This window comes from Saccharopolyspora sp. NPDC050389 (assembly GCF_040655595.1).
Taxonomy (GTDB): domain Bacteria; phylum Actinomycetota; class Actinomycetes; order Mycobacteriales; family Pseudonocardiaceae; genus Saccharopolyspora.
The window spans coordinates 18,381-41,609 of the sequence record NZ_JBFAKG010000006.1; the positions used below are offsets into that span (position 1 = coordinate 18,381).

Annotated in this window: 19 protein-coding genes; 3 read left to right on the forward strand and 16 right to left on the reverse strand. The window is 71.9% G+C overall.

Annotated elements, in window-relative coordinates:
• Window positions 1-8: 8 nt before the first annotated feature.
• The 3 genes from AB0I53_RS05385 to AB0I53_RS05395 all read right to left on the reverse strand — a co-directional run bounded on the left by AB0I53_RS05385 (window position 9) and on the right by AB0I53_RS05395 (window position 3,650).
• Window positions 9-671, reverse strand: a complete 663-nt coding sequence (locus AB0I53_RS05385) for a DUF3159 domain-containing protein (RefSeq protein WP_358596825.1) — start codon at window positions 669-671, stop codon at window positions 9-11.
• A 72-nt stretch (window positions 672-743) separates the two neighbouring features.
• Window positions 744-1,481 (reverse strand): ESX secretion-associated protein EspG, encoded by a 738-nt coding sequence (locus AB0I53_RS05390; RefSeq protein WP_358596828.1) that lies wholly within the window; start codon window positions 1,479-1,481, stop codon window positions 744-746.
• Window positions 1,482-1,628: 147 nt separating this feature from the next.
• Window positions 1,629-3,650, reverse strand: a complete 2,022-nt coding sequence (locus tag AB0I53_RS05395) for a hypothetical protein (RefSeq protein ID WP_358596831.1) — start codon at window positions 3,648-3,650, stop codon at window positions 1,629-1,631.
• Between the two features lie 492 nt (window positions 3,651-4,142).
• Here AB0I53_RS05395 and AB0I53_RS05400 point away from each other — a divergent pair, with 492 nt between their 5' ends.
• A complete protein-coding gene (locus AB0I53_RS05400) occupies window positions 4,143-4,946 on the forward strand; it encodes an SGNH/GDSL hydrolase family protein (protein WP_358596834.1) in 804 nt (267 codons plus the stop codon).
• Between the two features lie 558 nt (window positions 4,947-5,504).
• Here AB0I53_RS05400 and AB0I53_RS05405 read toward each other — a convergent pair.
• Window positions 5,505-8,348 (reverse strand): BTAD domain-containing putative transcriptional regulator, encoded by a 2,844-nt coding sequence (locus AB0I53_RS05405; protein ID WP_358596837.1) that lies wholly within the window; start codon window positions 8,346-8,348, stop codon window positions 5,505-5,507.
• 320 nt (window positions 8,349-8,668) lie between these two features.
• Between AB0I53_RS05405 and AB0I53_RS05410 the strand changes: the two genes are divergently transcribed.
• Window positions 8,669-9,703, forward strand: coding sequence for an ADP-ribosylglycohydrolase family protein (locus AB0I53_RS05410; RefSeq protein ID WP_358596840.1), 1,035 nt, complete (start codon window positions 8,669-8,671; stop codon window positions 9,701-9,703).
• A 93-nt stretch (window positions 9,704-9,796) separates the two neighbouring features.
• Here AB0I53_RS05410 and AB0I53_RS05415 read toward each other — a convergent pair whose 3' ends face one another.
• The 5 genes from AB0I53_RS05415 to ugpC all read right to left on the reverse strand — a co-directional run bounded on the left by AB0I53_RS05415 (window position 9,797) and on the right by ugpC (window position 14,714).
• Entirely contained in the window at window positions 9,797-10,306 is a 510-nt protein-coding gene (locus AB0I53_RS05415) for an ion channel (RefSeq protein WP_358596843.1), read from the reverse strand.
• 406 nt (window positions 10,307-10,712) lie between these two features.
• Entirely contained in the window at window positions 10,713-11,591 is an 879-nt protein-coding gene (locus tag AB0I53_RS05420; protein ID WP_358596844.1) for a metal ABC transporter permease, read from the reverse strand.
• The gene (locus AB0I53_RS05425; protein WP_358596847.1) at window positions 11,588-12,433 is read right to left on the reverse strand and encodes an ATP-binding cassette domain-containing protein; all 846 of its coding nucleotides are present in this window, start codon (window positions 12,431-12,433) and stop codon (window positions 11,588-11,590) included. Before AB0I53_RS05425 ends, AB0I53_RS05420 begins: the two co-directional genes overlap by 4 nt.
• A 3-nt stretch (window positions 12,434-12,436) precedes the next feature.
• Complete coding sequence (locus tag AB0I53_RS05430) at window positions 12,437-13,390, reverse strand: zinc ABC transporter substrate-binding protein (protein ID WP_358596850.1); 954 nt, start codon at window positions 13,388-13,390, stop codon at window positions 12,437-12,439.
• Window positions 13,391-13,619: 229 nt separating this feature from the next.
• A complete protein-coding gene (gene ugpC / locus AB0I53_RS05435; RefSeq protein WP_358596869.1) occupies window positions 13,620-14,714 on the reverse strand; it encodes a sn-glycerol-3-phosphate ABC transporter ATP-binding protein UgpC in 1,095 nt (364 codons plus the stop codon).
• A 184-nt stretch (window positions 14,715-14,898) separates the two neighbouring features.
• On the opposite strand from ugpC, the gene AB0I53_RS05440 reads away from it, so the two are divergent.
• A complete protein-coding gene (locus tag AB0I53_RS05440) occupies window positions 14,899-15,999 on the forward strand; it encodes a LacI family DNA-binding transcriptional regulator (protein ID WP_132487085.1) in 1,101 nt (366 codons plus the stop codon).
• A gap of 117 nt (window positions 16,000-16,116) precedes the next feature.
• On the opposite strand, the gene AB0I53_RS05445 is transcribed toward AB0I53_RS05440, so the two are convergent.
• The 7 genes from AB0I53_RS05445 to otsB are packed head-to-tail and all read right to left on the reverse strand — an operon-like array spanning window position 16,117 to window position 23,094.
• Window positions 16,117-17,754: a polyamine aminopropyltransferase gene (locus AB0I53_RS05445; RefSeq protein WP_358596887.1), complete on the reverse strand. Its 1,638-nt coding sequence runs from the start codon at window positions 17,752-17,754 to the stop codon at window positions 16,117-16,119.
• 13 nt (window positions 17,755-17,767) lie between these two features.
• The gene (locus AB0I53_RS05450) at window positions 17,768-18,193 is read right to left on the reverse strand and encodes a DUF350 domain-containing protein (protein WP_358596890.1); all 426 of its coding nucleotides are present in this window, start codon (window positions 18,191-18,193) and stop codon (window positions 17,768-17,770) included.
• Between the two features lie 33 nt (window positions 18,194-18,226).
• Window positions 18,227-19,243, reverse strand: coding sequence for a hypothetical protein (locus AB0I53_RS05455; protein ID WP_358596892.1), 1,017 nt, complete (start codon window positions 19,241-19,243; stop codon window positions 18,227-18,229).
• Window positions 19,240-19,677: a DUF4247 domain-containing protein gene (locus AB0I53_RS05460; protein ID WP_358596895.1), complete on the reverse strand. Its 438-nt coding sequence runs from the start codon at window positions 19,675-19,677 to the stop codon at window positions 19,240-19,242. The genes AB0I53_RS05455 and AB0I53_RS05460 overlap by 4 nt, the downstream gene beginning before the upstream one ends.
• 3 nt (window positions 19,678-19,680) lie before the next feature.
• Window positions 19,681-20,292 carry a DUF4178 domain-containing protein gene (locus tag AB0I53_RS05465; RefSeq protein WP_358596898.1) on the reverse strand — a complete coding sequence of 204 codons (612 nt, stop codon included), beginning with the start codon at window positions 20,290-20,292 and terminating at the stop codon, window positions 19,681-19,683.
• 42 nt (window positions 20,293-20,334) lie between these two features.
• Entirely contained in the window at window positions 20,335-20,535 is a 201-nt protein-coding gene (locus tag AB0I53_RS05470; protein ID WP_358596901.1) for a hypothetical protein, read from the reverse strand.
• A gap of 9 nt (window positions 20,536-20,544) precedes the next feature.
• A complete protein-coding gene (otsB, locus tag AB0I53_RS05475; protein ID WP_358596904.1) occupies window positions 20,545-23,094 on the reverse strand; it encodes a trehalose-phosphatase in 2,550 nt (849 codons plus the stop codon).
• Window positions 23,095-23,229: the final 135 nt, after the last annotated feature.

The following is a 23,229-nucleotide window of genomic DNA, read 5'->3' on the forward strand; positions in this document are numbered from 1 at the left end:
CCGAGCGGTCACGACTGCGGATGCCGCAGCCCCGGGTGCTCCCGCGGCAGCGACCGCCGCATCACCCACCAGCTCGCCGCCACGCACACCGCCACCAGCGGCCAGGTCAGCACGACCTGCGCGATGGTCAGCGCGCCGGTCAGGCCCAGCAGCCACAGCGGGATGAACACCACCAGCCGCACCACGTACTGGCCGACCCAGACCCAGCTCGCCCGGCTGTACGCCCGCAGCAGCACCGGGTCGCGGCGCCACCGCCGGGCCTGACCGAGAGCGGCGCCGACCACCACGCCGAGCAGCGGCCAGCGGATCGCGATGCTGATCATCCAGGCGAGCGCGCTGAGCCCGTTGCTCGCCAATCGGGGCAGGAAGAAGTCCGCCGCATCGCCGGTGTAGGACGCGATCAGCGCCCCGACCACGACCGCCAGCAAGCTGATCAGAACCGCCACTGGTCGGGCGCCCCGGTACAGGCGCCAAGCCGCGATCAGCGCGCTGACTCCGACCGCTACGCCGCTGCCGATGTCGATCGACTCGCCGCCGAAGTACCAGCCGAGCCCGAACGCGATCGGCGGCAGGCTCGCGTCGATCGCGCTGGCGCGGCCGCCGAGCAGCCGCATGAACGAATCGCGGTCGTCGCGTTCCGCCGCGATCTCCGTCTGCCGGTCCTGCGTCACGGAACCCAGCCTGCCCTAACCAGCGCCCCGCCCGCACCCACCAGTGGCACGCAACTCCTCCGACGAGCCGTTTCAGAGGCCTCGACGGGCCTGATCGAGGAGGGCGGCGAGCTGGCCGGCGATGCGAGGCTTGTCCGCCGGGCGGCAGGTGACGACGTCCTGGCCGTCGGCGCGCTCGCCCTGCAGCGCGTAGCGGCCCCGGTCGTTGTCGAACCAGATCAGGTTCGGGATGCGGCCGCGCGGTCCGCTGCGGCGGGCGCCGCCGACCACGAAGTGCCCGAGCCGGTACTTCTGCCCGGAGGTGATCGACCGCAGTTCGGCCAGCCCGTCGATGTCGGCGTCGGTCGGGCGGCCGTGGCTGCGATCGGCCACCGCGCGCACCTCTCCGCCGCTACCGGGCGGGGCGTCGGGCAGCAGGTCGGCGCACACCCGGGGCAGGGTGTCCGGCGCGAGGAAGCTCATCCGCAGCCCCCGGCCGTCGAGCACGCCCACCACACCGACCTCGCCGGTCGCCACCACGCGCGCGGCCAGCCGCTGCCCGGCGCGCACGTCGAGCAGCCCGGCGGCGGCGATCGACACCTCGGAGCTGCACAGCAGGTACAGCGCGTCCTCGACCTCGGGCTCCGGGCGGCCATTGCGGGCCAGGCCGGTCGACTCCAGCTCCTGCCACACCTGGGCGGCCAGCCGGTTGCGGTCCTCCGCGACCTCACCGACGCGCGGGAGCTCGAACGGGTACTGCCGCACGGTGAGGTTCAGCTGCTCACCGAGCAAGTCGACCGCGGGGATCGACAGGGTGATCGTCTCGACCATCACAGCTCATTTCGAGTCGGGGTGCACCGGCCGGCGCCGGCCGTGCCGCTGAGGTCAGCGCCGCAGGCGGCGGCCGCCTGCGGCGCGGGACTCGGCCCGCGCCGCAGCGAGGGGTCCGCCGGCCGCGCAAGCCACATCGAACAATCCCTAGAAGTCCCGGTAGCTGGAAGGGGCCTCGCCCAGCACCGGCGGCGCGACCAAGCGGCTTCCGCCGTCGTCCTCCTCGAAGAGTTCGTCGGCTTCGACCAGGAACTGCGGCACCGCGCCGCTGCCGCTCTCGCCCGGCTTGTAGCCGGCGCCGACGCGCAGGTCGTCGTCCTCCCGCCGCTCCTCCTTGAAGTCATCGGCCGACCAGGTCATGTTCCGGCCGTAACCGGCCCGGGACGAAGACCCGCTCCAGGTGCCGGTCGATCCCATCGGCCCGAACCCGCCGTCGGCGCGCTGCGTGAGCTTCGGCGCCCGCGCGGGCACGGGACGCCGCTGCTCCGGCGGACGAGGCGGCTCCTGCTGCGGCGGCTCCGGCGGGCGCGGTGGCGCCTGCGGAGCCGGTGGCGGGCCGGAGTTGACCGGCATCGGACCGCTCGGCGGACCGTCCGGCCGCGCGGGCGGCGGCCCGACCGGGCGACCGGCCTGCGGCGGCGGGCCCTCGGGCTGCGGCCCGGGAGCGGCCGGAGGCCGCGGCGGCGGACCACCCAGCGAAGGGCTGCCCACCGGAGGCGACGGCGGCCCCTGCGGAGCAGGAGGACGCGGTTCGCCCATCGGCGGACCGTCGACGGGCGGCGGCCCAGAGGGCGGCGGCCCGGCGAGCCGAGGTCCGTGCGAGTCGTGCCGCGGCGGAGCCTGCGGCGGCGGGCCGCTCAGCGGCACGGCCTGCGGCAGCGGGCCGCTCGGCGGGCCGGCCTGCGGCAGCGGAGGCCCGGGCGGAGGGCCGTCGGGCCGGGGCACGCCGGCCTGCGGCAGCGGGCCGCTCGCCGGACCCGAGTCATGCCGCGGTGGCGGGCCGTCAGGCCCGGCCGGCGGAAGGTCATGGCGTGGCGGACCGGCCTGCGGCACGGCTTGCGGCAGGGGGCCACTCGGCGGACCGGCCTGCGGCAGGGGGCCACTCGGCGGACCGGCCTGCGGCAGGGGGCCACTCGGCGGACCGGCCTGCGGCAGGGGGCCGCTCGGCGGACCGGCCTGCGGCGGCGGTCCGGTCGGCGGGCCGGCGTCATGCCGCGGCGGCAGCCCATCGGGCCCCGGCATCGGCGCGTCGTGGTGCGGCGGACCATCCGGTCCTGGCGGCGGAACGTCGTGCCGCGGCGGTCCCGCTTGCGGCAGCGGTCCGCTCGATGGGCCGGCGTCATGCCGTGGCGGCAATCCGTCCGGCCCCGGCATCGGCGCATCGTGGTGCGGCAGGCCATCCCGGCCTGGCGGCGGAACGTCGTGCCGTCGCCCGCCGGCCTGCGGCGGCGGAGCGCCCCGCAGGCCTTCCGGCTCGGGCGCCAACAGCCCGTCCTGCGGCAGCGGGCCGCTCGGCGGTCCTTGCGGCAGCGGGCCGGAGTCGCGCCGCCGCGGCGGGCCGTCCGGCGGGAGGTCGTGGCGTGGCGGGCCGGCCTGCGGCGGCGGGCCGCCCACCAGGCCGTCGTGGATCGGCGGCAGCGGGCCGCTCAGCGGGTCGTCCTGCAGGAGCGAGCCGCTCAGGCCGCCGCTGAACCCGGTCGGGCGCTGCGGATCTTCGAACGGCTCCGGTTCGAGCGAGCCGGACAGCTCGGCCGGCGGTTCCGGGCGGGCCAGGCTCCCCTGCGGGGCGTCGAGCCCGCCAAGGTCTCCGGACAGCGCCATTCCGCCGCCCGGTGTCTTCGGTGCTTCGGGCCGGTCCGGCGCCGGTCGGGCGTCTTGGGGCTGCCTGCGCTGCTCGTGCTCGAAGCGATCGACGAGCTGCTCGGCGCGCTGCCAAAGCGCGAACGGGTGTGGTTCGGCGGCCAGGGCGGCGAACTCGCCGCGCAGATCGAAGCGCATCGGACGCGGGGCGGGCGGCCGTGGCCCGCCTGGTGCCGGCGGCACCTCACCGCCGAGCGAGCCGCGCATCGGCGCGTCCGCACGGCGTCGTCCTCCCGGGCCCGCGGCCCGCTGTTGCGCGTCGAAGCCCGCTGGCCCCGGCGCGGACGCCGGATTCTGCGGTGACGTCACGATTCCCCCAGATATTCGGGACGGTTGTAGCGCCGCGCGACATCCGGGCGGACCCGAATCGCGGGCGCACTGGAATCGACGCAACGGAGCACGCTGTCGTTCCCCAACTCAACCAACCGCGATGACGCGAAACGGCGGACGGCGCGGCGTCCCCCCGAACGCACGTCGAGCTGCCACCTGCATCGATCGCAACATCGCGGGCCCCCTCATTGCATCTGTTACCGCCGAAGGACAGTAGCAGCTGGCGTTCACCCGTATCGGTGTTTCGAGGAATAGCCACCCAGTTGTCACCGCGGCGCCGGAAAAGTGCAGTGCGGCAACGAAAAACGCAAAGTTCGCGCAGCTATCGGGCGAATCGGGCAGAAATACTAGACCGTTCAGTGCCGTTAATCACTACTGCGGAACCGACGGTGGCGTAGGTAGCCGTTCGAACGCCAATCTGGTTCCCGGTCCACCGCGCGTGCGGGAGGAAGACCAGGAAGGAAATCGTCAATGGAATCGCAGCGCAACGCCGGCTCGGCGCGCTGGGGCAGCTTCGTCGCGCTGGGAGACAGCTTCACCGAAGGGCTCGCCGACGCGGATCCGACCGGGAGCTTCCGGGGCTGGGCGGACCGGCTGGCCGAGTACCTGTTCGCCCACGACCCCAATCTGCGGTACGCCAACCTCGCGGTGCGCGGCAAGCTGATCCGCCAGATCGTCGCCGACCAGGTGCCGCAGGCCGTGGCGCTGCGGCCCGGGCTGGTCGCCCTGACCGCCGGCGGCAACGACATCATCCGCCCCGGCAGCAACCCGGACGCTGTCGCGGAGCTCTTCGACAGCGCGGTCGGCGAACTGCGGGCGACCGGCGCCGACGTGCTGATCGGCACCGGCTTCGACACCCGCGGCACCCCGGTGCTGCGGCACGTGCGCGGCAAGATCGGGACCTACAACTCGCACCTGCGGGCGATCGCCGACAAGCACGACTGCTACGTGATGGACCTGTGGTCGATGCGGGTGCTGCGGGACGTCCGGGCCTGGAGCGAAGACCGGCTGCACCTGTCCGCAGCGGGCCACCGGCGGGTCGCCCTGCGCGCCTGCGAGGCGCTGGGCGTCCCGGTCGCCGCCGACTGGCGCGAACCCTGGCCCGCGGCCCCCGAGATGCACTGGCGGGAGCAGCGCGCCCAGGACATCCGCTGGGCCCGCGAGTACCTGGCGCCGTGGATCAGCCGCCGCCTGCGCGGCGTCTCCAGCGGCGACGGCCGCACCGCGAAGCGGCCCCAGCTGGAGAAGCTCACCGCGGGACATCCCTCGGCCTGAGCCGATGTGGTGCCGTTTCGCCTGGTAGAGACGCCTGCGCTGACGAATGCAAGGACCACCGGTCCCTCGGTCTTTGTCTTTGAAGCGGCGCAGCTGCTTAGCCCACCTACGCAACCGGCACCGCCGCGGGTTCACGGTGCCCACCCCTCCGGGGTTCTTCCAGCGAGGACAGCCCCGACGTGGTGAATTGGTCATTCATGATGTCGGGGATCCCACAGCGAGAAGACCGCGGTGACTCCCGCAGGGGGCCGCCACCCGCACCGCCACGCAAGGCGACCACAGGTACCCGTGAAAGGACGAAGTGCGGACCTTCGGCAGGATCACCCACTCCTGAGGCCGAAAGCCCGCACTCACCCCCACGTCCATTCGGGATGAACCCCTCCCGAATGCCAAGCCCCCCTTGCGGCCGTCCCGGCCGGCCACGAGTGCCGACCGGGACGACCGGGCGACAATCCCCCCTTGGACTCCCCCCAGAGCCGCCCGTCGTGCGAACCATGCACGGCTTGATCCGCACATGATGAAGTTCCCAGCGATCGCTACACGGCCGCTAAACGTCGGCTAAACGCCCCTCAGCAGGCGGCCGCGGAGATCTTCCAGCCGCGCGCGGACCTCGTTCGAGCGTGGCGAGCCTTCGGCTTCGTAGATCGCCAGCGCGGTGTCCCAGCGGGTCCGGGCCACCTCCAGGTCGCCGCGGGACCGGGCGGCGTCGCCGAGGCCCAGGTACGCGGACGCCTGCCGCATCGCGGAACCGCACTTCAACGCCACGTCCAGCGCTTCGTGGTGGAACCGCTCGCCGTCGGCGATCCGGCCCAGTTCGATGCTCACCTCGCCGCAGTTGTTCAGCACCATCGCCAGCGTCTCCAGGTCGTCGGCGTCCCGGTACAGCGCCTCCGCCTCGCGCAGGTGCGCCAACGCCTCCACCAGCTCGCCGTTGACCTGCTCGACCATGGCGAGGTTGTTCAGCGCCCCCGCCACGAAGTACCGGTCGCCCAGCGAACGGTAGACCCGCAACGCGTCCTGGCAGTGCACTTTCGCCTCTTCGTAACGCTTCAGCCGGAACAGCACGCTGCCCATGTTGACCTGGGTCATCGCCAACCGCGCGGAGTCGCCGGTCTGCACCGCGACCTGGTACGACTCGTCGTAGTGCGCCAGCGCGGCGTCCAGCTTGCCCGACCGCGAGTACGCCACCCCGAGCCCGGCGGCCATCAGCACCTTGCCCGCCGGGTCGTCCACCGCCCGGGCCGAGTCGAGCCCGTCGGTGTAGATCCGGATCCAGTCCTCCCAGGGGCAGCGCACCATCAGGTAGTTGAACTGCAGGCGCGCCAGCGGCCAGGCCAGCTCGTGCATGCCCTCCGCGTTCGCCGCCCGGACGGCGGCGACCAGGTTCGCCCATTCCGCGTCGAACCACTCCAGCGCCTGCGACCGGTCGGCGATCTCCGGCCGGGGCACCTCGGGCCCGCTGGAGAAGTCCAGATCGTCCCGGGCCGGGCGGAGGAAACGGCGCGCGTGGTCGGCCGTGACGAGGTAGTGGTTCAGCAGCCTGCGCAGCGCCTCGATGTCGTCCGGGGTCGGTTCGGCGAGCAGGTCCCGGGCGTAGACGCGCAGCAGGTCGTGCATGCCGAACCGGTCCGGCTCGGTCTCGGTGACCAGGTGCGCGAGCGCCAGGGCCCGCAGCCGGCGCTGCGCGCTGGGCGGATCGGTGCCGCACAGCGCGGCGACCGCGTGCGCGGTGAAGGTGTGGCCGGGCACCAGCCCGAGCAGCCGGAACGTGTCGGCGTGCACCGGGTGCAGGCTGCGGTAGGAGATGTCGAACGCGCGGCGCACGCTCGTGTCGGCGTCGTCGATGTCCAGCGCGTGCAGCCGGTTCCGCTCGTCGGTCAGCTCGTGCACCAGATCGCACACGCCGCGCGCCGGGTTCGCCGCGAGCCGCGCGGCGGCGATCCGCAGCGCCAGCGGCAGCCCGCCGCACAACTCCGCAAGCTGGGCCGCGGCCGCCGGTTCGGAGGCCGACTTGCCGGGCACGCCCGCCCGGTCGAGCAGTTCGATCGCGGTCTCGGTCGGCAGCGTTTCCAGTGGCAGCACCCGGGCCCCGCTGCGCACCACCAGCCCGTCCAGCCGCCGCCTGCTGGTGACCAGCACCAGCGACTCGGCGCTGCCCGGCAGCAGCGGCCGCACCTGCTCGGAGTCCCGCGCGTTGTCCAGCAGCACCAACACCCGGCGCTTGGCCAGCAGCGACCGGTACAGCGCGGTGCGGTCGTCCAGCTCGACGGGGATCGCATTCGCCGCGACGCCGAGCGTTTTCAGCATGCTGGTCAGCACCTCGCCGGGCGTCAGCGGCTCGCGCTCCGAATCGAAGCCGCGCAGCGACGCGTACAGCTGCCCATCTGGGAACTCGTGCTCGACGCGGTGCGCCCAGGTCAGCGCGAGGGAGCTCTTGCCGACGCCCGCGGTGCCGGTCACCACGGCGAGCAGACTGGAGCCGCGTTCCCGCTCCGCCAGCATCTCGTCGAGCGCGGCGAGTTCGCCCTGGCGGCCGACGAACCCGGCCGGGGCCGGCGGCAGCTCCGCCGGGATCGGGCGCCTGATGCCGAGCCCGGGTTCCGGGCGGCGCTGCGGGCTGCGCAGCGCAGGGTCGTCGCGGAGCAGCTTCTCGTAGAGTTCGCGCAGGTCGGGGCCGGGATCGAGGCCGAGTTCGTGGGACAGCCTGCGGCGCAGGGCGTGGTAGCGGGACTGCGCCTCGGCGCGGTGCCCCGCGCGGTAGTGGGCCAGCATCAGCTGGCCGGTGAGCCGTTCCCGCAGCGGGTTCCGGTCGACCAGGATCGACAGTTCCAGCACCAGCTGGTGGTGCCGGCCGAGGTCCAGGTCGGCGGCGACCCGCTCCTCCAGCGCGAGCAACCGCAGCTCGTCCAGGTTCGGCGCGACCATCCGGTACAACCGGCTGCTGGCGATGTCCGAGAGCACCGGGCCGCGCCACAGGGTCAGCGCCTCGGCCAGCATCCGCGACCGCGCCGCGGGTTCCATGCCGTGCGCTCGGTTGATCAGCGCTCGCGCGCGGTGCGCGTCGATCCGGTCGCTGTCGACCCGCAGCAGGTAGCCGGGCGGGCGCGTGACGATCTCGGCCGATTCCGCGCCGGCGCCGAAGAGCTTGCGCAGCCGGGAGACGTAGCCGTGGATGATCGTGCGGGCGCTGGCCGGCGGCTCGTGCTCCCACAGCGTGTCGATCAGCCGGTCCATCGAGACGACCTGGTTCGGCTCCAGCAGCAGGCAGGCCAGCAGCGCGCGGACCGGGGCGCTGCCCAGCGGTTGCGAGCTGCCGTCGACGCGCACCTCGAGGGGGCCGAGCAGGCGGAACTCGAACCCCGCGCCCGGTGCCTCGGTCGAGCTGCCGTGCCCCGCCATCATCTCCAAATCCGACTCTCACTCATGTTTTGTTGAGCCTTCAGACAGTCTCGGGCAACGTGCACAGCGAGTCCACACCCCGGAAAGCCCACGCGGCGGCCGGTCCGCCGCCCAAAACCCGACACACCGTAACGAGGCGCGGCCGAACGCATGTCGATCACCGGCCGACTATTCACCCCAATGGAGCCATGCCCGATTCCTCCCGGAGCGTCCGGCCCGCACCCACTGTTGCGGTGAACATCTCCCGGCGATCGGATACGCCAAGTAAAGTCTGGACACGCCGATCACTCGTACGAGGACACTGTGGAAGGAGAGCCGCACCCGTGCCCACCCCGTCCACAGTGGTCGATCGCGCGGTGGCCTGCCTGCTCGGCGGGGCGCTCGGCGATGCGCTCGGCAACCCGGTCGAGTACGCGCAGCTGGACGGCATCCGCGCAGAATTCGGCCAGGCAGGCGTCGCCGAACCGCCGCCGCAGGCCCTGCTCGGCGATGCCACGCAGCTGTCGCTGTTCACCGGCGAGGGTTACCTGCACGCCTGGACCACCGGTAACAACGGCGGCAAGTGGCGACCGGTCGAGTCCACCGCCGCCGCTTACCGACGGTGGTTGACCACCCAGCAGGAAGACAAGCCGATACCCGGCGCGACCGGCCTGCTCGCCGAGCCCGAGCTGTACGCCAGCCGCGCTCCCGGCCTGACCAGCCTGCGCGCGCTGCAAGAACCCGAGCTCGGCACGCCGGACCGGCCGCGGAACACCTCCAAGGGCTGCGGCGGTGTGGATCGCAGCGCGCCGCTCGGCTTCGCGCCCACCGCCGAGATGGCCTACCAGCTGGCCTGCCAGTGCGCGGCGCTCACCCACGGCGGCGTCGGCGGCTGGGCCTCGGCCGGGGCGCTGTCGCTCATCGTGCACCTGGTGGCCGTGCAGGACCGGAAGCTGCCCGCCGCGGTGGACCAGGCGGCGGGCCGCGTGCTGCGCGAGGACGGCGAGGCCGCCACCGCTCTCGCGGAGGCCTCGACGCTGGCGCGGCTGGGCGCGAGCGTCGGGCACATCGAGCGGCTCGGCCAGGGCTGGATCGGCCCGGAAGCGCTGTCCATCGGCGTCTACTGCGCGCTCGCGATGCCGAAGCCCGAGCAGTTCGCCGACGCCCTGCGGCTGGCGGTCAACCACTCCGGGAACAGCGACTCCACCGCCGCCGTGACCGGCAGCATCCTCGGCGCCCGGCACGGCACGGCGGTGCTGCCCCGCCCGTGGCTGGCCCGGCTGGAGCTGGCGGACGTGATCGAGCGCATCGGCCACGACCTCGGGGCCTCCTGCACCGGCGAGCAGTTCAACGAACGCCGCTACCTCGGTCTCGCCTGAAGCGCGGTCTCCGCTGGTGAAGACCCGTGAGTGTTTTGCGCTGCCATAGCGACACAAAACACTCACGGCACCTGACCAGCGGAAACGGAACCCTCAGGCGCCTTCGGGCCGGGCGGCCTTGGCTCGGACGATGGTGACGGCCGCGGCGAGGAACCCGATGTTGAAGGCCATGTGCACTGCGGCGGCCGCGCGGGCGGGCTGGGAGATCGCGTGCACGTCGCCGAAGCCGACCGTGCTGGTGATCGACAGCGAGAAGTAGAGGGCGTCGGTCTTGGTGCGCAGCGACGCGATCGAGGCCGGATCGTAGTGGGCCATTCCGAAGTACACGGCTGCGAAGAACAGCACTGCCAGGTACAACGCCACCACCACCCCGGCCATGGAGCTGCCGCGGTGCGCGCCGCCGGCCCGGAACCGGCGCACCTGGACCGCGATCAGCGTGGAGATGGCGGCCAGCCCGACGGCGAAGCCCACGACCGAGTTCACGGTGCCGACGAGGCCGAACCGGCCGATCGGCAACAGGTAGTACGCGACGGTGCACGCCACGACCGCGCCCAGCGCCGTCGCCAGGTTGATCAGGACTTTCCACCGATCGCTCGGGGACACGATCGCCAGCGTGGGCCACCACCCGACCCGCCGCCATTCAGCCCGCGGCCCGGCCCAGGAGGCGCGTTCCGGCAGGTACGGGGCCGTGAGTCTTTTGGGTCGCTGTAGAGGCTGTTTTGGATGTGGTGGTGTGGGGTCGTGGCAGGGCGGCTTGTGCCTTCAAAGCGGTGAAGCGAACGGCCTGTTCACCTCGCCTATCGGGACGAACGGGCCGTTCACCCCACACCAGCTGGTGCCCGCCGACGTTGGATGGATGAAGCGAACGGACCGTTCACCTCACCTATCGAGGAGAACAGGTCGTTCACTCCACACCAGCCAACCACTGCGCAAACGAGCTCTCAAACAGCTGCTATAGCCGCCCAAAAGACTCACGGCCCCGCTGCCAGCGCAAACCTTGCCGGAACGGTCAGGCGGCGGCTGGGATTCGGGACAGGCGGCGGAGCCGGCGGTTGCCGACCACGCGGCACACCAGGTAGATCACGAACGAGATGATCGTGACGAAGGCGCTCACCGGCGCCCCGGGCGCCAGCGACAGCAGGATGCCGCCCAGCACTGCCACCTCGGCGAACACCACCGCCAGCACCGTCGCCTTGACCGGGCTCGCGGTCACCCGCGCCGCCGCGGCTCCCGGCGTCACCATCAGCGCCAGCACCAGCAACGCGCCGACGGTGTAGACGCCGAGCGCGGTCGCCACGCCGACCAGCACCGCGAACAGCGGCGTCAGCAGCCGCGCCGGAACGCCGCGGGCCGCCGCGACATCCGGGTCGACGCTGGCGAACAGCAGCGGCCGGTACACGAAGGCCAGCACGACCAGGACGGCCGCCGCCGAACCGGCCAGCAGCAGCACGTCCGCGGAATCGACGCCGACGATCTGCCCCACCAGCAGGCTGAACTTGTTCGAGGTCCGCTCCGGGTTGAGCCACAGCAGCAGCACGCCGACGCCGAGTCCGAAGGACAAGATCGCGCCGATCACCGAATCGCGTTCGGTGCCGCGCTGCCCCAGCAGGCCGAGCAGCAGCGCGGCGACCACCGCGCCGGCCAGCGCCCCGACGCCGACGCCCACGCCGATCAGCAGCGCCGCGGCGGCACCGGTGAACGCGAGCTCGGCCGTGCCGTGCACGGCGAAGGACATCTTCCGCGCGACGACGAGCGGCGCCAGGCAGCCGGAGGCCAGGCCGAGCGCCGCCGCGGCCAGCAGCGCCTGCTGGACGAACGGGTAGCCGAGCAGGTCGACCGTGGTCGAGAAGTCCAGGATCTTGCCCAGCCCGTCGATGATTGCGTTCACGCCTCTTCCGCCTCTTGCACGTGGTGGTCGTGCTCGTCGGTGCCGGCGACGACCAGCCGCCCGCCGACTCGGGCGACCTCGACGTCGGTGCGGTAAAGCTCGGACAGCGTCGCGGAGGTCATCACCTCGTCCGGCGGGCCGATCCGGAACCGGCCGTCCACCAGGTAGAGGACCCGGTCGACCAGCGGCAGCACCGGGTTGATCTCGTGGGTGACGAACAGGACAGCGGCCCCGGCCTCCCGCGCCTGGTTCGCGATCAGCCGGCTGACCTTGCGCTGATGCGCGATGTCCAGCGACAGCAGCGGCTCGTCGCACAGCAGCACCGCCGGATCGCTGACCAGCGCCTGCGCCACCCGGAGCCGCTGCTGCTCGCCGCCGGAGAGCAGGCCGAGCGGCATCCGGGCGTACTCGGTCGCCTCGACCGCGCGCAGCGCCGCAGCGACCCGTTGCTTGCGCTCGCGGCGGCCGCGCAGGCCCGTGCCCCAGTGGTGACCGTCCAGGCCGAGACCGACCAGATCGCTACCGCGCACCATCACGGTGGCGTCCAGCGCCCGCTGCTGCGGGATGTAGCCGATTCGGTTGCTGCCGCGGCGGGCCGGCGCGCCGGCGATCTCGACGCTGCCCGCGGAAAGCGGCTGCAAACCCAGCAGCACCCGCAGGAGGCTCGTCTTGCCGGAGCCGTTCGGCCCGAGCACGGCCAGGAACTCGCCCGGCGCGACGTCCAGGTCCAGGCCGGACCAAAGGACGCGGGGGCCGTAGGAGAGCTCCGCGCCGCGCAGCCGCACGGCGGACGCCGTGGCGGTGGGCGCGAGGACGGTTTCGGTCTCGGATTTGGCGGTCATATCTCAGCGATTCTGGGTCAGGGCGGCCTGCAGGGCCGTGATCTGGGCGTCCATCCACTGCACGTAGGTCTTGCCCTGCGGCAGCGTCTCGGTCATCTCCACGACCGGGATCTGATTCTGCTCGGCGGCGCTGCGGACGTTGCGGGTGACCGGCGATTCGGTCTGCGGGTTGTAGATGATCGCCGCGGCCTGCTTGGAGTTCACGGCGTTCTGGATCGCGGCGACCGCGGCCGCCGACGGGTCGGTCTCGGCCTCGATGGCGTTGACGAACTCCGGCGGCGTGATGTCCTGCAGGTTCGCGGCTTCCACCAGGTAGTGCGCGACCGGCTCGGTGACGATCACCTGCTTGCCCCGGTTCTGGTCGCCCAGCTCGCCGACCCGCCCCTGCAGCTTGCCGATGTCCTCCGCGAAGTGGCCCGCGGCCTGGCCGAACTGCCCGGCGTTGGCCGGCTGGAGCCTGCTCAGCTCGGCGTTGACCTGGGCGGCCACCTGCTGCACCACGTGCAGGTCGTACCAGACGTGCTCGTTCGCCGAGTGGTCGTGGCCCTCATGCCCGCCGTGCTCCTCGTGCCCGCCCGCGGGCTCGCCTTCGTGCTCGTCCTTGACGGCCTCGATGGTCGGCTTGCCCTGGCCGCTGCTGCCGAGGATCTTCTCCATGAACCCGTCGTATCCGCCGCCGTTGAACACGACCAGGTCCGCGTCGGTGACCTTCGCGGCGTCCTGCGGGGTGCTCTCGTAGGAGTGCGGGTCGGCGTTGGGGTCGTTGATGATCGCCTCGACCTCGATGTGGTCGCCGCCGATCGCCTGCACGACGCTGGCCCATGCGCTGGTGGAGGCGACGACCTTGATCTTGCCGCCGTCCGCTGCCTGCCCGCCGGTGCCGCAGGCGGTCAGGGCGATGGCGGTGGCGGCGAGGCCGGCCAGGGCGGTGGCAGCGGAGCGGCTGCGGACGGTCATCGGTTGCACTCCTCGGTGATAAGCCTCTTGCGCAGCAGACTGACGGCTAACTGCGAACGGTAACGGAAACCGTTGTCAACTACAGTCTAAGCACGTCTCCGCACAACACTCCACCAACCGGGTTATTCCTGTTGCGCACACAACGACGCCCCCGCCAGGACCAGCGGGGGCGTCGGCATGGAGGGCCGTTACCGGCAATGGCCGCCTGAGCAGCCACGACCGCTCGCGATCAAGCGACCAGGCGGGCTCCGGTCTCGGGGTGGAAGAGGTGGATCTCACTGTGGTCGCGCAGCGCCACGGTGACCTTCTGGCCGAGCGCGGGCGGGGTGCGGCCGTCGGCGCGGACGACGAACCGCTCCTGCGAGCCGTTGACGTCGATGGCGCCGTGGATGAGCGCGTCGGCGCCGAGCTCCTCGACCAGCTCGACAGTCATCGCCATCCCGGCGTCCTCGCTGGAGGTCAGCGACAGCGCCTCGGGGCGCACGCCGAAGGTGATCTCCTTGAGGTCTCCGGCGGCGGCCACGGCCTCGCGCGGCAGCGGGATCGTGGTGCCGTCCAGCACCGCTCCGTCGCTGGTCAGCGGCACCGTCTTCAGGTTCATCGCCGGCGACCCGATGAAGCTGGCGACGAACGCGTTGGCCGGGTTCTCGTACAGCTCGCGCGGGGTGGCGACCTGCTGCAGCAGCCCGTCCTTGAGCACCGCGACGCGGTGCCCCATCGTCATCGCCTCGACCTGGTCGTGGGTGACGTAGATGGTGGTGGTGCCCAGCCGCTTCTGCAGCGCCGCGATGTTGGCGCGGGTCTCGACGCGCAGCTTGGCGTCGAGGTTGGACAGCGGCTCGTCCATCAGGAACACGCTCGGCTCGCGGACGATCGCGCGCCCCATCGCGACCCGCTGCCGCTGCCCGCCGGAGAGCGCCTTGGGCTTGCGGTCCAGGTACTTCTCGAGGTCGAGCATCTTCGCCGCCTCGGTGACCTTCTCCTTGATGACGCCCTTGGGCGTCTTGCGCAGCTTCAGCGCGAAGCCCATGTTCTCCGCGACCGTCATGTGCGGGTACAGGGCATAGGACTGGAACACCATCGCGATGTCCCGCGACTTCGGCGGGGTGTTGGTGACATCGTTGCCACCGATGGTGATGCCGCCCTCGTCGACGTCCTCCAGACCGGCGAGCATCCGCAACGCCGTCGACTTACCGGACCCCGACGGCCCCACCAGCACCAGGAACTCGCCGTCGGCGATGTCCAAGGCGAGCTTGTCGACCGCACGAACCGGCGGACTCCCCTGGTAAACGCGCGAGGCGTTGACGTAAGCAACCTCAGCCATCTGTGACACCTTTCACGGAATCGGTCATGAAAACGTAACCGCAAAATCGCTCGGGGTCAGCCCCTCGAATGAACCAACTCGGAGAGTGATCACCCTGCGTCGCTCCGTGTTCATGATTCGAACGTGAGTGGGATATGCATCATGCTCACTTCACCGAGGGGTACTGAACCGTTACGGTTCCTCCATGGCGCGGTCAACGAATGCCCGGCGGCCTGCGACGCTCGCCTCGCTCGCTGCAGAACTCGGGGTCTCCCGGACGACGGTCTCCAATGCCTACAACCGTCCGGACCAGCTCTCCCCGGAGCTGCGCAAGCGGGTCCTCGAGACCGCTCGCCGGCTCGGCTACCCGGGGCCGGATCCGGTCGCGAGGTCGTTGCGGACCAGGAAGGCGGGCGCGGTCGGCCTGCTGCTCACCGAGAACCTCTCCTACGCATTCCGCGACCCGGGCGCCGTGGGCTTCCTCGAAGGACTCGCGCTGGCCTGCGAAGACGCCGGTCAGGGCCTGCTGCTGATCCCGGCGAGCCCGGAGCGCGAAGACGTCGCCTCGGTGCACCGCGCCGGCGTGGACGGATTCGTCGTGTACTCGGTTCCGGAGGACGACCCGCACCTGGCCGCGGTGCTCGAACGGCCGGTGCCGGTGGTGGTCTGCGACCAGCCGCGCCTGGACAACCTGGACTGGGTCGGCCCGGACGACGGGAAGGCCATCAAGAGCGTCGCCGACCACCTGATCGGGCTCGGACACCGCCGCATCGGCGTGCTGTGCATGCGCCTGGCCCGGGGCCGCAACGACGGGCCCGCGTCGGTGCAGCGGCAGGCCAACGCCAGCTTCCACGTGCAGAAGGCCCGGCTGACCGCGCTGGCCGAGGTGTTCAGCGAGGCGGGCGTCGACTGGACGAAGGTGCCGGTGGTGGAGCGCTTCGACCACACCACGGCCTCCGGGGCATCGGCGGCGGCGCAGCTGCTGGAGATCGACCCGGAGATCACCGCGATCGTGTGCACCTCGGACATACTGGCGCTCGGCGCGCTGAGCGAGGCCCGCAACCGCGGCCTGCGGGTGCCGGAAGACCTGACCATCACGGGCTTCGACGGCATCCCGGACGCGGAGCGGGCGGGCCTGACGACGGTGCGCCAGCCGTGGCTGGAGAAGGGCCGCGCGGCCGGGCGCCTGCTGCTGGAGGCCAGCGAGCCGGGCCGCCCCCGCCACATCCAGCTGGAGACCCAGCTGATCACCGGAGCCACCTCGGCCCCGCCCCGCTCGGCGGAAGAGCGCTGGTTCGGCCCGTGATCGGAAGGCTCCCGATTTTGCCTGAAATTGGGAACTTCCCAGATCAGCCCGGTGGCCGGCCGGGCACGGGACGTCCCGATTCTGCCTGAAATCGGGAATTTTCCTTGACCTGGCCGATCAGTAGTTGGCCCACTCGCCCTGGGCGTACTGGAGGATCGTCGGGTGCATCAGGGTCGACGGCTCCATGCCCGGGATCCGGGTGCGATCCGGCGAGAACGTCGCCGCGGCTTGCAGGGTCGCCGCGTCCAGCGAGCGCAGCGGCGGGGCGTCAACCGGTAGCCGCAGGGGCGGCGCGCCTGGCGAGGAGAGCGGGGTTCCGCTCGTCGTGTGATCGTCGGGCGTCGGGTTCGCGGCGGCCAGGTGGAAGCCCCACTCGCCGAAGCTGGGCATCGCGATCTGGTACGGCACCGTGTTCAGGCCCGCCGCCCGCAACGTCGACTCGATGCACCAGAACGCCTTCGGCGCGAAGAACGGCGAACCGGCCTGCACCACCACTCGCGCGTTGTCGGACATCGCGTGCCGGACCAGCCCGTAGAACTCCGTCGAGTACAGCTTCGCCGTCGCCGCCGAGTCCGCGTCGGGCATGTCCACGAGCACCACGTCGTAGCGGTCGCGGTTGTCCCGCAGCCAGCTGAAGGCGTCCGCCGCGACCGCCCGCACCCGCGGATCGGCGAAGGCATCATTGTTCAAAGTAGACACTCGCGGGTCGGTGCGCGCCAGTTCCAGCACCGCCGGGTCCAAATCCACCAGCGTGGCCTCGCGGACATCCGGGTATCGCAGCACTTCGCGCAGCGCCAGGCCGTCTCCGCCGCCCAGCACCAGCACCCGCTCGCGCGGCCCCGCCATCGCCGGATGCACCAGCGCCTCGTGGTACCGGTACTCGTCCATCGAGCTGAACTGCAGGTCTCCGTTGAGGTACAGCCGGGTGTCGCTGCTCTCGCTCAACGACACCGACTCGGTCAGCACGACGTCCTGGTACGGCGTGCGCTCCGAATGCACCACCGGGTCCGCGTACAGCGCTTGGCGCGCGGTGACCTCGAAGTCGTCGGCGAACGCGTAAGCCCCGACGAGCACGCCGCCGACCAGCACGGACGCCCCGGTCAGCAGCAACGTCGCGCGCTTGGAGAGCTCCCGGCGGAAGACGGTCAGCACCAGCCCGAGCCCGGCGGCGGCGTTGACCATGCCGACCAGCAACGCGCCCTGCACCTGCCCGAACAGCGGCAGCAGCAGGAACGGGAACGCCAGCCCGCCGACGAGACCACCGACGTAGTCGGCCGCGAACAGGTCGGCGACCGCGGAACCCGCGTCCTGCCGCCGGATCCGCTGCAGCAGCACCATCAGCAGCGGGATCTCCGCGCCGATCAGCACGCCGAGCACAAGCGCGGTGGCGATCAGCGCGGGCATGTACAGGCTCAGCCACGCGAACGCGGCGTACAGCCCGAGCACGCTGATCCCGCCGAGCAGCGCGAGCAGCAGCTCGATGCCCGCGAACGCCGGAGCCGCCCAGCGCTGCAGGGGTTTCGCGGCGAGCGCGCCGACGCCCATCGCGAACACCATCAGCGACAGCACGATCGACGCCTGGCCGACGGTGTCGCCGATCAGGTAGCTGCCGAGCGCGACCAGCGCCAGCTCGTAGACCAGACCGCAGGCGGCGCAGATGAAGACGGCCACCAGCACCGCGGTCCGGGCGACCCGGCCGCGCGGCTTGACCGGATCGGCCAGCTCGGCTGGTTCTGCGGCGGGTTCGGCGGTCACCGACACGCGCTGTTCACCAGATCGAGGCGGCGATGATCACCGCGATCACCACGTGCGCGGTCGCCGACACCCAGGTCGCCGGGTGCATGTCCGGGGAGGAGAGCTCGTCGCCGAGCTTGCCGGGCGTGACCGCGTCGATCAGCAGGAACGACAGGCTCATCAGGATGAGCCCGAGGAGGCCGAAGGCGAGGGTGTCGATCAGCCCGGCGATCAGGTCGTCGGCGCTGCCCACGATCGCGGTGGTGAGGATGATCCCGACCCCGATCAGGCCGGAGACCAGCAGCAACGCCGCATTCGGGTTGCGCTGGACCCAGATCAGATCGCGAAGCTTGCCCGGCGTGGCCAGGTCGACGAGCACGTAGCCGAGCGCCATCATCACCACGCCGATCGCCCCGTAGGCGACGGCGGCGAGCAGGCCGGCGAGCATTTCCTGGAGCAAGGTGAGGCCCTTCTGGTGTCGTGTTCGGTGCGGTCAGCGACGGGGACCTGCCGGCGGCGGCCCCTGCGGCGGCGGTGGCCAGGACTGCCGCGGACCCCCGGGCGGCGGAGGCCACCCCTGCTGCCCCGGCGCCGCGGGGCCTCGCGGCGGGTGCGGTCCGCTCAGCGGCGGTCCCTGCAGCGGCGGTCCAGGCGGCGTCCCTTGCGGCGCGGGCGGCGGCGTTCCCTGCGGACCAGGCGGTCCACCGTGCGGCGGCCCCTGTAGTGGCGGGCCGCCCTGCGATCCCGGCGGCGGTCCCGCCGGTGGCGGCGCGTGCGGAGTGTCCGATGTGGACTTCTGCTTCGCGCGGGCCCGGAAGCCCAGCAGCAAACCGAGCACCACGACGACGCCCAGCCCGCCGAGCCACGCCCAGGGTACCCAGTCCGAGCCGGAGCCATCGCCCTTCGGCAGCGGTGGGACCGAGGCGGTTCCCGAGGGGTCCTCGGCCGCCTGCGGCGCCGTCAGCACGCCGTTCTCCACCAGCAGCAAGGGCAATCCGAGCGCGGCCTGCCCGGTCGCGGTCACCGGCTCCGCGGCCAGCGAGTCGGCGGTGACGCCGAGGTTCACGAAGTCGTCCGCGTCCAGCTGCGCGTCGAGGTCGCCGGACGCCGCGACCTTGATGTCGGCCGCGTCGACGTCGTCGTCGGTGTCGCCGGCCGCGACGAACACCTGGGTCTCGGCCCAGCGCGGGCAGCTGTCGGCCGGGACGCCGGGGCCGCGGCTGGAGCCCTGGTCGAACTGCTCCGTCGAGCCGTCGACGAGCTTCCAGCCGAAGCACACCCCGTGCGCCCGCTCCGCCTCCGCGAGCCGCTGCGCGAGCTGCTGCGCATCGGCGGGGGTGAACCGCTCGATCGGCGGCCCCGAGTAGCTCGTGCCGTCCAGGTAGTAGGTGGTTTCCTCCGAGGTGAAGGTGTTCTGCGCGGACTCGCCGCCGATCGTCCCGGCGACCGCCAGGCCGACGGCGATGACGGCGCCCGCGGTCACGACGAGCCCGACCTTCTTGCCGCTCATTTGCCCGCTCCCGGCCCTCGGCCGCGGAAGCTCTCGCCGTGCGGGCTGCTCCAGCCCCAGACGCCGCCGACGTGGCTGTGGTAGCGGCGGTAGGCGCGGTCGGAGTCCATCAGGTGGATCACCGATCCGGGCGCCTGCGGCTGGATGATCACCGCGTCGCCGGAGTACCGCAGGTAGATGCCCGACGAGTCGGCGTACTGGGACTGCGGACGCCACTTCGAGGTGATCTCGGCGGCGACGACGCTCGGCGGTTTCGGGCTGGTGTAGGCCCGGTTGTCGGAGTCGCCGGGCAGGTCGAGGTGGGCGGCGCGGGTGTAGTTCTTCGCGACGTAGCCGTGCGGCCCGGTGCCGGTGGAGAAGATCGTCACCAGCCCGATGATCAGGGCTAATACCGCGGCGGCGCCGGCGATCACGAACCAGAAACGTGGTTTCACCGGTCAGTCCGCCGTCGGGTAGATGAGCACGTCGTAGCGGCTGAGCGCCTCGCCGCTGCTGGCTTCCCAGTCGGCGCCGCCGTAGGACTCGAAGCCCAGCATCGATCCGTCCGAGGCCTCGTAGTCGTGGTAGCGCACGGTGCCCCGCTCGGCCAGGCCGGTGGTGGCCTCGCTGTGGAACTCGGCGCTGCCGGCTTCCTCGGAGTGGTAGGTGCGGCCGCCGAAGTCGATCGTCTTCGGGCCGGGCTCACCGGCGTCGGCGACGGGCGTCCACAGCGAGAGGATCAGGTCCGGGTCCTCTTCCACGGCCAGCCACACCTGCCCGCCCTTGGCGTCGTCGAGCAGGTGCTCCGCCCAGGTCCAGCCGCCTTCGGAGAGCCGGACGGTGCCGCGGACGGTGTAGGTGCCGCCGCGCACCTCGACGATGTCGCCGGCCTTCAGCGCCCGCGGGTCGCCGCGCAGCGAGTCCTGGTCACCGGTGTGGAAAGGATCGGTGGGCCGGGCTTCCGGTTTCGCGGCGGAGCGCTTGGCCCGCACCCCCATGATCACGGCGAACACCGCGACGACGATCAGCACGATGATCACGACGATCAGCGTTGCGGTCAGTCCGTTCACCCGTCCGCCTTCCCCTCGTGCGAGCGTCCGGCACAGAGCGTATTAGCCCACCCCCGACGGGATGACATCAATCGCCCAAATCGTGACCAGTTGAATGTTGAACGGACCAATCGACGCGCTGAACGTGGCGAACGGCCCGTCCACCTCACCCACCAGGCCGAAGCGAACGGACCGTTCCTGCCGCACAACAAGACGAACGGCCCGTTCACCTCCGAAACCGACCGAGGCGAACGGGCCGTTCATGTCGCGGGACTAGGCGGACAGCAGCTGGGCGCAGCGGATCAGGCCCAGGTGGGAGTACGCCTGCGGGTGGTTGCCCAGGGAGCGCTCCGCGATCGGGTCGTACTCCTCGGAGAGCAGCCCCGTCGGCCCGGCGGTGTCGACGATCTGTTGGAACAGCTCCTCCGCCTCGGTGCGGCGGCCGATCAGCAGGTACGCCTCGATCAGCCAGGCCGCGCACAGGTGGAAGCCGCCCTCGTCGCCGGGCAGCCCGTCGTCGCGGCGGTAGCGGTACACGGTGGACCCGCTGCGCAGCTCCGCCTCGATCGCCGTGACGGTGGCCTGGAATCGCTCGTCGGACGGGTCGATCAGCCCGGACAGCCCGACGTGCAGCGACGCCGAGTCCAGGTCCGAGCCCTCGTAGGCGGTGGTGAACGCCTGCACGTCCGGGTGCCAGCCGTTCTTGACCACGTCCTGGGCGATCTGGTCACGCAGCGGCGCCCACGACGGGTCGGCCTCGCGGCCGTACGCGGTCGCCAGCTTCACCGCCCGGTCCAGCGTCACCCAGCACATGACCTTGGAGTACACGTGGTGGCGCGGCACGTCGCGCTCTTCCCAGATGCCGTGGTCGGGCTCGAACCAGCGCTGCGAGACGGCCGCGGCCATCGCCTTCACCAGTTCCCAGTCCACGTCGCGGATCCGGCCGGTGAACTGCGCGAGGTGCGCGATCAGCTCCACCACGGGACCGAACACGTCCAGCTGCACCTGCTGGTCGGCGAGGTTGCCGACGCGGACCGGCCGCGATCCGGCGTAGCCGGGCAGGCTGTCGATCACGGCCTCCGGGCCGAGCCCGGTGCCCTGCAGCGTGTACAGCGGGTGCAGCCGCTCCGGCCCCGGCAGCGTCTCCAGGACCCGGTGCAGCCAGTTCAGGAACGCCTCGGCCTCGGCCGTGGAGCCGAGCGTGACCAGCGCCTGTGCGGTCATCGCGCCGTCGCGCAGCCAGCAGTACCGGTAGTCCCAGTTGCGGACGCCGCCGATCTCCTCCGGCAGCGAGGTGGTGGCGGCCGCCATGATCCCGCCGGTGTCGGAGTTGCACAGCCCGCGCAGCGTCAGCGCGGAGCGGGCGACCAGGTCGCGCTCCACGTCGGGCAGCGACAGCGTCTTCATCCACTCCGACCAGTACCGGTCGGCCTCGTCGCGGCGCTCGATCTCGGGGTCCGTCGGCGACAGGTCGTCGGTGCCGCAGCGCAGCTCCAGCACGACCGGGTTGTCCTCGCTCGGGTCGACGACCGCGTGCGCGGATTCGTGCATGCCGTCGGAGGTGATCTCCCACTGCACGCCCGGCGAGTACAGCACCATCGGCTCGGAGGTGCCCTGCACCCGCAGCCCGCCGGCCTCGGCGGTCAGCCGCACCGGCACCTGCCCGAATTCCGGCCGCGGCGCGAACTCCACCGCCGCCGGCACGCTGCCGCTGATCACCCGCACCAGGTCGGTGCGGTGGCTGTCGCTGCCGTGCGCGAGGTAGTCCGTGACCAGCAGCCGCGACCAGCGGGTTTCCACGATCATGGTGTTCGGCACGTACCGCTGGCCCAGCGGCAGCGGGCTGCGCTGCGCGCCGTTGCCGCCCTGCGGGCGGATCGAGAAGTGCCCGGCGCCGGGGCCGCCGAGCAGGTCGGCGAACACCGCCGCCGAGTCGGGGCCGGGGTGGCACATCCAGGTCAGCCGCGCGTCGGGGGTGAGCAGGCCGACGGTGCGCTCGTTGGACAGCATCGTCAGCCGCTCGATCGGCGGGGCCTGCTCGCCGTAAAGCCAGGTGCGCCGCTCCTCCATCAGGAACGCCAGCACGGTCGCGACCTCGGTGGTGCTGCCGATCCGGTAGGCCGCCAGCGTGTCCCCGTCGCCGACCTTGATGCCCAGGTCGGGGCCGTGCAGCCGGGCGAAGGCCTTCTCGTCGGTGACGTCGTCGCCGAGGAAGACCGCCGCGGTGGCGCCGACCTGGTGGCGCAGCGCGTCGAGCGCGTTGCCCTTGTCGGTCTGCACCACGGCCAGCTCGATGACCGCCTTGCCCTCGGTGACCTGCACGCCTTCCCAGGTCGCCGGGCCGTTGCGGACGGTGTCCAGCGCTTCCTCGGCGATCGCCGGTTCGGCGCGCCGGACGTGCATCGCGACGCTGGCGGGCTTGTTCTCCAGCGTGACGCCGGGTTTTCCGCGCACGATGTCCTGCAGGGCGATCTGCAGTTCGGTGCGCAGCTGGGTGGCTTCGGGTTCGAGTTCGTGCACGAACCCGACGTCGAACTCCGAGCCGTGGCTGCCGACCAGGTAGACCTCGGCGGGCAGCCGGGACAGGGTGGCGAGGTCGCGCAGCGCGCGGCCGGAGATCACCGCCGTGGTGGTCGCCGGCAGCGCGGCCAGCGACCGCAGGGCGTGCACCGCTTCGGGCAGCGGTTTGGCCTGGGTGGGGTCCGCCACGATGGGGGCGAGGGTGCCGTCGTAGTCGCAGGCGACCAGAAGTCGAGGCGTCCGCGCGAGCTGCACGATCACGCGGCGCAGCTCGGCAGGAAGGGCTTCGGCGGTCAACGCCATACTCCTCAGGGGGGCGCGGTCAAAATCGGATGTGGATCGATCCCGTTCGCGCCGCGGCGGTGACCGTCGACGGCGAGCGGTTCGAACAAGTATCGCTGAGTCCGGGCTGCCCGTGTTGTGGACCGGTTACCCGCA

Coding starts and splice junctions, on each gene's coding strand:
- AB0I53_RS05390 (WP_358596828.1), bottom strand. CDS start 1,481: ATGGTCGAGACGATCACCCTGTCGATCCCCGCGGTCGACTTGCTCGGT.
- AB0I53_RS05400 (WP_358596834.1), top strand. CDS start 4,143: ATGGAATCGCAGCGCAACGCCGGCTCGGCGCGCTGGGGCAGCTTCGTC.
- AB0I53_RS05405 (WP_358596837.1), bottom strand. CDS start 8,348: ATGATGGCGGGGCACGGCAGCTCGACCGAGGCACCGGGCGCGGGGTTC.
- AB0I53_RS05425 (WP_358596847.1), bottom strand. CDS start 12,433: ATGACCGCCAAATCCGAGACCGAAACCGTCCTCGCGCCCACCGCCACG.
- AB0I53_RS05430 (WP_358596850.1), bottom strand. CDS start 13,390: ATGACCGTCCGCAGCCGCTCCGCTGCCACCGCCCTGGCCGGCCTCGCC.
- ugpC (WP_358596869.1), bottom strand. CDS start 14,714: ATGGCTGAGGTTGCTTACGTCAACGCCTCGCGCGTTTACCAGGGGAGT.
- AB0I53_RS05440 (WP_132487085.1), top strand. CDS start 14,899: ATGGCGCGGTCAACGAATGCCCGGCGGCCTGCGACGCTCGCCTCGCTC.
- AB0I53_RS05455 (WP_358596892.1), bottom strand. CDS start 19,243: ATGAGCGGCAAGAAGGTCGGGCTCGTCGTGACCGCGGGCGCCGTCATC.
- AB0I53_RS05470 (WP_358596901.1), bottom strand. CDS start 20,535: ATGAACGGCCCGTTCGCCTCGGTCGGTTTCGGAGGTGAACGGGCCGTT.
- otsB (WP_358596904.1), bottom strand. CDS start 23,094: ATGGCGTTGACCGCCGAAGCCCTTCCTGCCGAGCTGCGCCGCGTGATC.